Genomic DNA, 11,565 nt, shown 5'->3' with positions numbered 1-11,565 from the left:
CGAAGGTTGCGCTACAAGAGGCTGCACAGCGGCATACAGGTGAAGCCCAACACACGGCCTTCCCTGCGCAGTGGTTTGACGGCTTATGCCGAGCTCTCCCCGGGGAGCGATGCACTATTGCCCCCGTTGCCTTGCGGATGGCTGATGCGGATGTCCGGTCGGGCAGCCCACATCACCACAAGACTTGACGCACAGACCCCGGGCGTCAGGACGACACGGTTTTGCCGTACGCTGTCAGCACCGGTCGTGTGCGCGACGCCTTCGCTCACGGTTTTGCCGCCCTGCGAAGCCCTTCGCGCCGATGCTGCCCGCGTCCACCGCAGCCCATCCCACGTTTCGTGACGATCGCGATACGCCCCTCTGACCGGGATGAGGTGGCGGGATGAATACGCCAAAGCCGAATTTCGGTAAAGTGGAATATTTTCGTGGCGGCGGATTGACCCGCGGTTTGGGTGTTTTGCCCGTCGGGCAACGCAAGGTCTTGTAGCCCGGATGAGCGAAGCGATTTCCGGGACTCGTTCGAGCGGCGGTCCCGGATATCGCTTCGCTCATCCGGGCTACAAAAAGCAGAACTCACGGTCGCCGGCACACCAGATCGATCTCGATCAGTGCGTCATAGGCAAGCCCCGTTACGCCCACGCAGGTGCGGGCCGGCAGGCGGTCGGGCGGAAAGAACCCGCGATAAGTCTCGTTCATCGCGGTGTAGTCTTCCTTGAAACGCGTGAGATAGATGCGTGTCATCACGACGTGTTCGAGACCGAGATCGACGCCCGCCAGGACCACCTTCAAATTCTCCATCACCGCCCTCGTCTGCGCGACGATGCCGTCGGGCAACACGCCCGGTGTTTGCGGCGTGTCCGGCATCTGGCCGGTGACGAAGACAAAACCGTCGGTCTCCACCGCGTGGCTGAAGGGCGCGACCGGCTTCGGTCCGCCGCTGATCATGTGGAATTTCACTGAGGTTCCTTGTTACGGCGCGTCTCTTAAGGGAAGGTTTGAAACAGGCGCTTGCTGATGATCGCGTGCACGCCCCAATTGCCGTCGACCACCTGCGTGACGCCGAAATCGACGGCGGCCGACATCAGCGCGATCGCCTCGTCCTCGCTCAGCCCCTTCACGTTCATCAGGAAGCGTCGCATCTTGCGAAACGCATCTTTCATGGCGAGATCGAGCGAGGACTTTGCGTAGACCTCGCTCTGGCCCTGAGCGCCGAACTCGGCGAGGTAGTTGGGATGGCTGAATCCGGTCAGGACCCAGTCGGATTCGGTCTCGATCAGGGGATAAGAGAGATCGGCGAACGGACGACCGGCAAGGTCGGCCTTCTTGTGCAGGATCACCTCGAACGTTCCCGTCATCGAGCATTCGATCGCGGTGCCGCTCAATTCACCGTCGCCTTGCGTGGCATGGGGATCGCCGACGGACAACAATGCGCCGGGAACGGAGACCGGAAGATAGACCGTCGCTCCCTTCCCCAAGCGCCAATTGTCGAGATTGCCGCCAAAATAGGACGGCGGCACCGAGTCGATGAAATCGACCTCGCGCGGCGCCACCGCGATCACGCCGAAATGCGGGCGCAAGGGAATGCGGATGCCGTCGAGCACGGCGTGGCGGCGCTTCACCGTGCCGGGCAAGACCGGAACGCCGGGATAGTCGTAGGTGGCGTGCACCACGCCAAACGGGTCGGTCTGCGACTCCCAGCGGTAGGAATACAGCGCGCGCGCATACGGCGCGTCGGTGTCGTCGAAGATTTCGTAGATCGTCACGACCTCGCGCGGCTTCGGCCCTGAAAGAAATTCGTCGTAATGATAGCCCCACCAGGCCGCAACCGAGGAGCCGAACACGCGCCCTGAATGTTTCGGATGGCGACTTGTGCGCGGCACGATGTCGAGGATCCGCACTTCCAGCACGTCCCCGGGCTGGGCGTCCTTCACCGACACGGGCCCCGTGCAGATGTGCACGCCAAAGCCTTCGCCGGCGCCGCGCCCGAATATGCTGGCATCCATCGGACCCGCACCGCGGCGATCCACGTTCTTCCTCGCCTTGGTCCAACCGAATACGCTTTCGGCGGCCGCGTCGCCCGCGATCATCAGCTCAGGATCGTCGGAGGCATGCTGAGTCAGCGTTTCGATCGTGATGGTATCACCCGAATTGATCTCGAGCTGCGGCTGTAACGTGCGACTGAAATATCCCCAATGAACACGGTTGGCTTCGATCGGAAGATGATGATGCTTGCGTTCGGCCGTTCTCGGCTCATCGATGTCGGTGCGGGCGAGATTGCCGCGCGCCTCGGCGCTCGTCGGGTGGGCGCGAAGCTGCGCCAGCGCATCCTGCGGCCAGCCGCGCTGACCGGCTATCCCGTGCTGCGTCGTCGCCCGCTCCGCCTCCTGCTGGCGAAATTCGCGCGGCGGCAGTCCGAAGCGATGGCGGAAGGCGCGGCTGAAATGTGCGGAATCGCCAAAGCCATAGGCGTAGGCGATCTCCGAGATCGAACGATGCGCCTCGGACGGATTGGACAGATCGGCCCAGGCGCGCTGCAGCCGCCGCTCGCGCACGTAGTGAGTAAAGTTGTCGCCGACCGTCTCGAACAGCTTTTGCAGATAGCGCTCGGAGATTCCTTCGGCCTGCGCGACGCGCGCCGGCACCAGTTCGGGATCGTCGAGGCGGCGTTCGATGGTCTGGCAGATCCGGTGCAGGAGTGCCGACTGCGTCGCGCTCGATCCGGCGTCCGACGTCGAAGCCGCCAATTGATGGGCGAGCGTCAGCAGGAGATCGACGAGCGACTGCGTGACCGCATTCCATTCGGCATCGCTCAGCGTGTCGAGCGTGCGCGCAGTCGCGTCCAGCAAGCGCGCAAAGATGTCGGCAAAGCCGCTGGGCGGAACGACCCTGGGCTCGCCCAGCCGCGGCCTGCCCGAGAGGCGGCCGTGCAGCGCCTCCGATGTCACCGACAGCACGATGGCACGCATGTCGCGCTGGAATACGATGCTCCAGTCCCCGCTCCGGGGCAGCAGCACGAGATGGCCGACCGGAACGATGCGATGGCCGCCGGCGCTCTTGAGCACCATGCCGTCCTCGACCGGCATCAGCGCAATCGGCAGGTCTTCGTTGGCCGGCGAACTCGGACCGATGGTCTGGGCGCCGGCCGCCATGCGGGTCAGCGCAACGCCCGCGGCGTGGCGATGTGACGCCGTTGCGTGCCCATCCAGGAAGGAATGGCCTGCCGCCGGCTGCAGGCCCACCGCTGCCAGCACGTCCCGCCAGGCTTCGGGGCGGTCGTCTTGCGCGTAGGACTCGCTCGTGAAGGGACGGAAGCTCATCGGATCGACCCAGATTGCAGTGGATCGAAGCAACCTCTGTGCCAGACGCAATTGGTCGTCCGTCGCAGCGACGGGCCGCAAATGCGGTTCAATGGTCACGTGCTCATCCTGGAAACGAGATGCTCTTCAGAGTGTTGGAGCGGGATATCAACGTCGAGCGCGATTCGTAGCCTGGATGGAGCGAAGCGTAATCCGGGACCTTCAGAGTCCGCCGTGACAAACCCGGATTGCGCTTCGCTCCATCCGGGCTACGGCCTATCAGTCACAACGGAAGATGTTCTTGCGGATCGTGCCGTGAACGCCCCAATTGGCGTCGACCACCTGGGTGACTCCGAAATCGGCGCCGACCGATAGCAGCGAGATGGCCTCGTCCTCGCTCAAGCCGTGCACGGTCATCAGGAAGCGGCGCAGTTTTCTGAACGCGTCGCGCATCGCACGGTCGAGACTCGAATGATTGGCAATCTCGGTTTGTGCGTCAGCGCCGAGCGCGGCGAGGTAGTTCGGATAGGTGAAGCCGTAGAACGACCAGGCCTGATCGGTCTCCAGCATCGGATGGTCGAGACCTTCGAGGCTGGTGCCGGCGAGATCGGCTTTCTTGTGCAGGACGAACTCGAAATCGCCGGTCAGTGAGGTCTCGATCGCGGTACCGCCAAGCTCGCTGTCGCCTTGCGCGGCGTGGGGATCGCCGACCGAGAAATAGCCGCCGGGGACCGCGACCGGATAGAACATCCGCGCGCCCTTGCCGATGCGCCAGTCGTCGATGTTGCCGCCGGTATAGCTCGGCGGGATCGAGCTGACGAAATCGGCCTCCGACGGCGCGAGCCCCATGGTGCCGAAATGCAGCCGTGCCGGCACCTTGACGCTTGCGAGGATGTTCTCGCGCTTCTTGATGGTGGTGTGATCGACCCGCACGCCGGGATAATCGATGGTCGGATGCACGATGCCGTCAGGGTCGGTCTGCGGCGTCCAGACGTAGTTGTAGACCGCCTTGGCGCAGGGCTCGCCTGACGTGTCGAGCTCGAAGATGGTGACGACCTCGCGCGGCTTCGGCTCCTCGATCAGATCGTGATAGTGAAACCCCCAATTCGCCGCGACGTTGGAGCCGAAGCAGCGCCCGGCATGACAGGCGCTGCAGCTCGGCCGCGGCCGGATATCGAGGATGCGCACTTCGAGGATATCGCCCGGCTCGGCGCCTTCGATCGCGACCGGACCGGTGAGGAGATGGACGCCGATCCCCTCGCCTGCGCCGCGGATGAACGGACCTTCCGTCGGGCCCGAACCGCGTCGCGCGACTGCCTTGTGCTCGCGCGTCCATTGGAACACGCTCTCGGCTCCGGGATCACCCTGGATCATGCGCTCGTAGTCATCATTGGCGTGGTGGGTCAGCGTCTCGATGGTGGCGCGATCCCCCGAGCGCAGCGTCAGGGCCGGCGCGACCTTCTTGGAGAAATAGCCCCAGTGGACGGTCTTCGGCGAAACCGGCAGCGTGACATGCTTCATGAGGTGGCCTCTTCTGGAAACGCGGTCTTGAACGTTGCGGGTGCGGCTCTCATCGCACCGCCTCCGGAGTCTTGTCGGCTTCCATCACGCTGAGGAAACGCGCGGTCAGCGGATTGCGGGGGTTGGAGAGCACCTCGTGCGCAGGCCCCTCCTCGATGATCGTGCCGCCGCTCAGGAACGCGACACGGTCGGCGACCTCGTCGGCGAAGCGGATCTGGTGCGTCGAGATGATCATGGTGAGGCCGTCATCGATGGCGAGCCGCCGGATCACCTCCAGCACCTCACTGACGAGCTCGGGATCGAGCGCCGAGGTCGGCTCGTCCAGGAGCAGCACGCTGGGGTTCGGTGCCAGCGCTCGGGCGATGGCGACGCGCTGCTGCTGGCCGCCGGAGAGATGCCGCGGCAACGCGTCGGCGCGGTGCGACAGCCCGACCCGGTCGAGCAGCTCGGCGGCGCGGCGATCGGCATCGATGCGGGTCATGCCGTGCACCCAGCGCAAGGGACCCGCAATGTTCTCCTTCGCCGAGAGATGGGCGAACAGGTTGAATTGCTGGAACACCATGCCGACGCCCACGCTTGCCCGCTCATTGGCGATCGCGCGGGGCGGCAGCAGCTTGCCGTCGTCGTCGAAACCGAGACGGCGGCCGCCGACACGCACGGTGCCTCCGTCCCAGCTTTCGAGATGATTGATGCAGCGGAGCAGCGTGCTCTTACCGGAGCCGCTGGGCCCGAGCAGCGCGACAACCTCGCCGACGCGCACGGTGAGATCGACGCCGCCAAGCACCTTTTGCGCCCCGTAGCTCTTGGTGAGGTCCCTGGTCTCGACCGCGATGTTGTTGCGCGAAATCGTCGCCGCACGCCGGGTGCGCTCCTTACGGGTCAAGGCCAGCGGCGGCGTGTCGGTGAGCTCGGCCTGTGCGGACACCGCGACGTCGACGGTCGCTGCGGCAAGTTCGAGCTTGGTGGCGAGATCGACGCGGCGCCAGGGCAGATAATCGGCGAGCTTGCGCTGGCGTCCCTTCGCGCGGTCGAGGTCGAGCAGCCACTCGACAAAAAGCTGGATGATGCTGATGGCAAAGGTCAGCACCAAGTATAGCAGGCCCGAGGCGAAGAAGATCGAGAAGAAGTCGAAGGTCGAGGACGCAAGCTGGGTCGAGCGCAAGGTCAGCTCCTGGACCGCGACCACCGAGGCCAGCGAGGAATTCTTCAGCGCGCTCACGGCCTCGTTGCCGAAGGCCGGGATCATGGTGCGGATCGCCTGCGGCGCGATCACGCGCCACATCAGGATCCGCGGCGTCATGCCGAGCGCCTGGCCGGCCGTCACCTGCCCGCGATCGACGCCGAGCACGCCCGCACGCAGCATCTCGGCGATGAACGGCGCCTCGTTGCAGGCCAGCGCAAGGCCGGCCGCCAGCACCGCCGGCAGCTTGATGCCGATATGCGGCAACGCATCGTAGGCGAACACCATTTGCAGGATCAGCGGGGTGCCGCGGAAGATCACGGTGTAGGCCCTGGCGATCGCCGCCAGCAGCCAGAAGCGGGAGAGCTGCATGCCGGCGAGGATCAATCCGAGGATCAATCCACCGCCGAGCCCGAGGGCAGTCACCTCGAGGGTGAGCTCGATGCCCTCGAGCAGATACGGCATGCTCAGGTAGTGGAGGAACAGCGACATCAGTCGGCCGTCAGAATGTCAGGCTCCTTGAAGTTGTTCACGTCGAGCCCATGCTTCTTCAGAAGCTCCATATGCGTGCCGGCCTTCTGCACCTCGATCAGGGCTGCGAGCACGGCGTCGCGGAATTTCGGCTTGTCCTTCGGCACGGCGATGCCGACCGAATACGGGATCGTCACCGCGGTCGCCTTCTCCAGCTTGTCCGGATAAGCCTTCACCGCGCTGTCGACGGTGTTGACGTCGTTGACATAGGTGTCGGCACGACCGGCGAGGATCGCCTGGATGCAGTTGGCGTTGTTGTCGTAGAGCTGGACGGTCGGCTCGGCCTTGCCGGCCTTCTTGCACTCGGGCATCAGCGCCTGGATCAGGGGCACCTCGACATAGCCGGTGTTTTCGGCGGCAGCGGCGCCGCACATCGACATGTTGATGCCGTTGATGCCCTTCGGATTGCCCTTGGCCACCAGCACCCCGTCGAACACTTTCGAGTAGGTGATGAAGTCGGCGGCCTTGGCGCGCTCCTTGGTGGCGTAGATGTCGGAGATGACGATGTCGGCTTGCCCTGCGGCGAGCGTGGTCAGGAGCGCCGCGAACGTCACCGGCTTGTAGGTCAGCTTGAAGCCGAGGCATTCGCCGATGGCTTCGCCCAGATCAATGTCGAAGCCGATATATTTGCTCGGATCCTTCGGATCGATGGTCTCATAGCCCGGCGTGTGCGGGTTGATGGCGTTGACGAGGGTCTTGCCCTTCCAATCCGGATATTTGTCCTGGAGCGCGGCGCAGGCCGCAGGCGCCGCAGCCTGCGCGCTCAAGGGCGCGGCTGCCAGCCCGCCGAAAGTGACCGCGGCGCCAAGCGCGGCCTTGCGCCAAGACAGCGATGCACGCGCGTTCCCCCGCGCCTGGGGCAATACCGGTCTCTCCATCTCCAGCTCCTTCGAATTGTCATGGCAATGGCCATGTTCCAGATCTCGGAAGCGAGCCTAGGAGGAGAGCGGACCGGAAAGCTTGTCCGCGGGCGTACAAAAAATTGGACGGAGGGAGCCCGCCATTTGGGCAGGCGGCTGCCCAAAAACTGTTCGCGCGTGAGGGATGCTCGCGGCACCCAATTCCGAATTCGGGGGAACCAAATAGTCTTGCCGCTACGCCGCGATCTGCACGATCAGGGAATCATTCGGTATGGTCGTTTGACAGAGATATGACAATCGAAGGACGCATCTGCGGCCGACATCCGAAGCATATCCCCCGCCGTCCACAGCCTGTCCGCAGCATACCCACAGGTCTATCCACAGGCCGACTATGCCGGATTCGCGAGCCCGCGCGAGCCACTTGCTGCGCACAAACCCACAGGCCCGGTATGTCAGCCGCCGGCCTGATCGAACACGGCGCGGCAAGCCTCACTCAAGCTTGACCTGTTACGGCGCAGGCACGCTGTGATGGCGCGAACGTTGGGGATCTCGCCGGCGCAGAGCCGGTAGACGTCGGGGGTACAGGCCCGGCGCTGCTCGGGCGTTCCCTGCTGCGCATGGGCGGCGGAGGCAAACAGCGTCAGGAACAGCCCGACGGTCGAGGCGCGGCGCGCCCGGCTTTTCACACCCGCAAACCGCAAGAACCTCGCCTTCATGACCAGTCTCCCGTCTGCCTTGCCCGCCGGCCTGTGTTGGCCGGTGTGCATAGGGGTAGGGAAAATTAACAGCGGAAGATGTGACCTCCTTCACACTGCGGGCACCCGGCAGGAACCTAAGTTTCCCAACGGGATTTCATCAATCGCTAACCAATCGGGACCCGATTGGCCGATCGTTAAAATGCGAACGATCGGCTCAACCGGGAAACAAACCGGCTTTGCGACATTGCGCCATCCGCGGTCCGGAGGGTGTGATGAGCGAAGCCGAATTCAACTTGCTGCTGGATGCCGTCCAGGACGCCATGGTCCATGACGATCTGGCGTTCGTGCCGGGGGAGGATTTCGTGCCGCGCTCGTGGACCTATTACGCGAAGCCCAACGCCTCCGCGAAGCCCAAAGCTGCCAATGACAATGAGGGCGCCTGGCCCCTGCTGCCGTTTCCCGACGGCTGGTACGCGGCCTGCTAAGGCCAATTCACCGTGAGCCGATGCGCCCGCGCTCCGCGGGCGTTTTGCTATGGGGGCTACGCCGCGAAATCCGGCGTGCCCGCGATCAGGTCTTGACGCGCTCTCCGCCGTCCTGCGGCGCCTGGTCGGGTGCGGCCGGCGGAAAGATGCTGTCATAGATCGCGCGGGCCTCGCGAATGAGGCGGGCCCGCTCCAGCTCGGATTTCGGGACAAATCGGACAATTTCGCTCACGTGCTCTCCAGCGCTCGATCGTTGGGATGCATCACTTCGCAGATGCGAAGACTATGCCAGCGGGCTGAATGGCGGGTTTCCGCCGGCCTCCGGGTAAACCCGGGGTGCGCAGCCAGCATGGATCGCCCGCGCAGGCCGATGGCAGCCGCGACACGATCGAATGTTGCTGAGATATCAGGAGGTTGTGATGGAGGCCACGTCGGGACTCGAACCCGAGTAAACGGTTTTGCAGACCGGCGCGTAACCACTCCGCCACGTGGCCCCAACGAGGGCGGAGCAATATAGGGGATCACGGGTTTAGGCAACCCCGACCGGACCAGCTACGCCTTCCCGCCGCCGAGATATTGGCCGAGAATCTCATCGGTCGGGCCGGCCGCCACGATCCGCCCCTCCTCCAGCAGGATCGCGCGGTTGCAGGTGCTCTTGATCAGCCCGATGTCGTGCGAGGCGAGCACCAGAATGCCGGCGCGCACGACGATCTCGTCGAGCCGCTGCCGCGCCTTCTTGCGGAACTGCTGGTCGCCGGCGCCGATCCATTCGTCGAGCAGCACGATCTCACCCTCGACGGCGGTTGCGACCGCAAAGATCAGGCGCAGCATCATGCCGCTGGAATAGGTGCGCAGCGGCAGGTCGAGCCGGTCGCCGAGCTCGGTGAATGCGGCGATCTCCGCGCGCTTGGTGTCGATCTCGGAGCGCCGCGCGCCGATCACGAGCCCGCGCCGCATGATGTTCTCGTAGCCGGTCGCTTCCTCGTCGAATCCGGCCGAGAGATCGAACAGCGGCTGGCAGCGGCCCAGCACGTCCACGCTGCCCGACGTCGGATGGTAGATGCCGGCGAGCACCCGCAGCAGCGTGGTCTTGCCGGCGCCATTGGCGCCGATGATGGCGACGCGGTCGCCGGCACGGATGTCGAGGCTGACGTCATTCAACGCGGAGACGATGTGCGGGACCGCTGTGTTCCGCCGCAGCATCACCGCGCTGACAAACCGGCTGCGCAGCGAGCGGTCTCGGAACGACAGCACCGGAAACCTCACCGAGACGTTGCGAAGCGCGATATGAGCTGCGGAGGTCATATCTCGTGCCTCACAGCCAATACGCCACACGATGGCGGTATTTCGCGTAGCAGCCGAGGCCGATGACGGCCACGACGGTCGCATAGAGGATCCCGAGCAGCCATTGCTCCGCGTCGGTCGGCTGCGAGAGCAGCGGCCTGCGCACCAGATCGAGCAGCGTCGCGAACGGATTGGCGCGGATCAGCCAATAAAACGCGGTGCCGCGCACGCTGTCCTCGGTCCAGATGATCGGCGTCAGGAAGAAGACGAATTGCAGGCCGCTGACGATCGCCGAGCCGATGTCACGAAATCGCGCGCAGAGCATGCCGAGCGCGACCGAGCCACCCAGCAGCACAGTGAGCAGGATCGCGAAGCCCGGTACCGCGAGCAGCATGCTCCCATGCAGCGGCCACGGCATCACGACATAGAGCAGGACGACGATCACCAGATGATGCGCGAAGATGAGGACGTTGCGCGCGATCATCTGAAGCACATGCACGATCAGCGGCGCCGGCACCGCCTTGATCAAATGGCCTGATGCCACGAAGATGTTGGAACCTTCCTGGAGCGTGGTCGCGATCAGCGTCCAGACGATCAGGCCGACGGCAAAGGGCGGCAGAAAGCTAGTGATGTCCTGTCTGAACAGTGCCGCATAGACCGTGCCGACGCTGGCAATGGTCGCCGCGAGCGTCAGCGTGATCCAGAGCGGGCCGATCACGGTGCGCCGGTAGCGCAGCGAAATGTCCATCAGGGCAAGCGTGCCCCAACGATCGAACCGCGCCGCCTGGGCAAGGATCTCCTTGGCTGCAAGCTGAATGCGACGGCCCCTTCCGCTTCCGGCGTTCCGATGGTGCGACAGGATAGCAGATCGCGGCCTGTTGGCCGATGGTCTCTATCCGCCCGTCTCTCGCGGGACAATCGGCCGTACGGATGATCCGGACCGGACTCAGGCTCGCTTGCCCCGCCGGACACCGCGCCGGCGGTCCTTCACCGGCGGCTTCGGCGCCAATTCGGGCATCTCGGTCTGGACCTCGCGATAGCGGGTCAACATCCGTTCAAAACTGGCATTCAGCGTCTCAGCGATGTCCGGGCGCTTCTCCAGAGCGGAGAGGATCGTCGCTGCGGCCTCGATGGTCGACAGTCCGTCCTTCCGAGGCTCCTTGCGCAGGCGCCCGTAGCGCGATGGGGCGGCCGGGTTGAGGATGACGCGCTGGCATTTCAGCATCCACGGGTTACGCCACCACAGGGCCTTGGCCTGGCTCCATGTGCCGTCGAGCAGCACCACACCTTCGAGCTTGCCGAGGCGCGCGCGCTGGTTGTCCGCGACCTCGCCCTTGCGGTTGAGGGCCAGGATTTCGCCCTCGGCCTCGAGATCGGTGGCGTGCGCCGAGCCGAGATAGAGCACGGCCCAGTGCGAGGCGTTCTCGATCGGTTGCCCCAGCGCCTTGGACAGGCTCGGCCAGGACAGGCCGACCCGCAGCGTGGCACCGGCGAAATGCTTCGCAAGCAGCCGGGCGGTGCCGAGCGCCCTGTCCTGCTCCTGCGGATGCTGAAGGATCAGGAGCGAGAGCCGGTTCTTGATGGGCATGACGCTGTCGCAGATGCACAGCGGCATCGGCTTCTGGCAGTGCGGGCATTCGGGGATCGGATCGGCCGGCGCGGCGGCGGTGGGGTTCGACATGGTCGCCGCTATACGCTTTGCAGGGCGGT

10 protein-coding genes, 1 tRNA gene and 1 pseudogene are annotated in these 11,565 nt (G+C 64.7%); 1 reads left to right on the top strand and 11 read right to left on the bottom strand.

Translation table 11 applies throughout. The features are described from left to right. Nucleotides 1–573: 573 nt before the first annotated feature. The 6 genes from AC0L2J_RS06385 to AC0L2J_RS06360 form a co-directional block, all read right to left on the bottom strand. Nucleotides 574–957: a RidA family protein gene (locus tag AC0L2J_RS06385; RefSeq protein ID WP_027566903.1), complete on the bottom strand. Its 384-nt coding sequence runs from the start codon at nucleotides 955–957 to the stop codon at nucleotides 574–576. Between the two features lie 26 nt (nucleotides 958–983). Next, on the bottom strand, nucleotides 984–3,317 hold the full coding sequence (locus AC0L2J_RS06380) for an acetamidase/formamidase family protein (RefSeq protein ID WP_473387904.1): 2,334 nt from the start codon (nucleotides 3,315–3,317) through the stop codon (nucleotides 984–986). A gap of 258 nt (nucleotides 3,318–3,575) precedes the next feature. Next, on the bottom strand, nucleotides 3,576–4,817 hold the full coding sequence (locus AC0L2J_RS06375) for an acetamidase/formamidase family protein (protein ID WP_473251483.1): 1,242 nt from the start codon (nucleotides 4,815–4,817) through the stop codon (nucleotides 3,576–3,578). A 49-nt stretch (nucleotides 4,818–4,866) separates the two neighbouring features. Next, entirely contained in the window at nucleotides 4,867–6,489 is a 1,623-nt protein-coding gene (locus AC0L2J_RS06370; protein WP_473387890.1) for an amino acid ABC transporter permease/ATP-binding protein, read from the bottom strand. After that, nucleotides 6,489–7,406, bottom strand: coding sequence for an ABC transporter substrate-binding protein (locus AC0L2J_RS06365; RefSeq protein WP_063996384.1), 918 nt, complete (start codon nucleotides 7,404–7,406; stop codon nucleotides 6,489–6,491). The genes AC0L2J_RS06370 and AC0L2J_RS06365 overlap by 1 nt, the downstream gene beginning before the upstream one ends. A 434-nt stretch (nucleotides 7,407–7,840) precedes the next feature. After that, entirely contained in the window at nucleotides 7,841–8,104 is a 264-nt protein-coding gene (locus tag AC0L2J_RS06360) for a hypothetical protein (protein ID WP_007610234.1), read from the bottom strand. 254 nt (nucleotides 8,105–8,358) lie between these two features. Between AC0L2J_RS06360 and AC0L2J_RS06355 the strand changes: the two genes are divergently transcribed. After that, the gene (locus tag AC0L2J_RS06355; protein ID WP_007610233.1) at nucleotides 8,359–8,571 is read left to right on the top strand and encodes a hypothetical protein; all 213 of its coding nucleotides are present in this window, start codon (nucleotides 8,359–8,361) and stop codon (nucleotides 8,569–8,571) included. 85 nt (nucleotides 8,572–8,656) lie between these two features. Here AC0L2J_RS06355 and AC0L2J_RS06350 read toward each other — a convergent pair whose 3' ends face one another. From AC0L2J_RS06350 to AC0L2J_RS06330, 5 genes and pseudogenes are all read right to left on the bottom strand, one after another. After that, the gene (locus AC0L2J_RS06350) at nucleotides 8,657–8,803 is read right to left on the bottom strand and encodes a hypothetical protein (protein WP_007610232.1); all 147 of its coding nucleotides are present in this window, start codon (nucleotides 8,801–8,803) and stop codon (nucleotides 8,657–8,659) included. A 188-nt stretch (nucleotides 8,804–8,991) separates the two neighbouring features. Next, nucleotides 8,992–9,065, bottom strand: a tRNA-Cys gene (locus tag AC0L2J_RS06345). Nucleotides 9,066–9,123: 58 nt separating this feature from the next. Then, nucleotides 9,124–9,720: pseudogene (locus tag AC0L2J_RS06340) on the bottom strand (ABC transporter ATP-binding protein); the annotation flags it as partial. A 166-nt stretch (nucleotides 9,721–9,886) separates the two neighbouring features. Further along, nucleotides 9,887–10,603 (bottom strand): ABC transporter permease, encoded by a 717-nt coding sequence (locus AC0L2J_RS06335; RefSeq protein ID WP_473387887.1) that lies wholly within the window; start codon nucleotides 10,601–10,603, stop codon nucleotides 9,887–9,889. 198 nt (nucleotides 10,604–10,801) lie between these two features. Beyond that, a complete protein-coding gene (locus AC0L2J_RS06330; protein ID WP_007610227.1) occupies nucleotides 10,802–11,536 on the bottom strand; it encodes a tRNA-uridine aminocarboxypropyltransferase in 735 nt (244 codons plus the stop codon). Nucleotides 11,537–11,565 lie beyond the last annotated feature (29 nt).

Source organism: Bradyrhizobium sp. MV1.5 (genome assembly GCF_055807615.1).
The sequence above is the reverse complement of the archived record's forward strand: the minus strand, read 5'-3'. Positions and strand labels throughout refer to the sequence as shown.

What these genes read in the sequence shown, in the direction of transcription:
- AC0L2J_RS06380 (WP_473387904.1), bottom strand. Translation starts at nt 3,317, where the DNA reads ATGAGCTTCCGTCCCTTCACGAGCGAGTCCTACGCGCAAGACGACCGC.
- AC0L2J_RS06375 (WP_473251483.1), bottom strand. Translation starts at nt 4,817, where the DNA reads ATGAAGCATGTCACGCTGCCGGTTTCGCCGAAGACCGTCCACTGGGGC.
- AC0L2J_RS06370 (WP_473387890.1), bottom strand. Translation starts at nt 6,489, where the DNA reads ATGTCGCTGTTCCTCCACTACCTGAGCATGCCGTATCTGCTCGAGGGC.
- AC0L2J_RS06365 (WP_063996384.1), bottom strand. Translation starts at nt 7,406, where the DNA reads ATGGAGAGACCGGTATTGCCCCAGGCGCGGGGGAACGCGCGTGCATCG.
- AC0L2J_RS06360 (WP_007610234.1), bottom strand. Translation starts at nt 8,104, where the DNA reads ATGAAGGCGAGGTTCTTGCGGTTTGCGGGTGTGAAAAGCCGGGCGCGC.
- AC0L2J_RS06355 (WP_007610233.1), top strand. Translation starts at nt 8,359, where the DNA reads ATGAGCGAAGCCGAATTCAACTTGCTGCTGGATGCCGTCCAGGACGCC.
- AC0L2J_RS06335 (WP_473387887.1), bottom strand. Translation starts at nt 10,603, where the DNA reads ATGGACATTTCGCTGCGCTACCGGCGCACCGTGATCGGCCCGCTCTGG.
- AC0L2J_RS06330 (WP_007610227.1), bottom strand. Translation starts at nt 11,536, where the DNA reads ATGTCGAACCCCACCGCCGCCGCGCCGGCCGATCCGATCCCCGAATGC.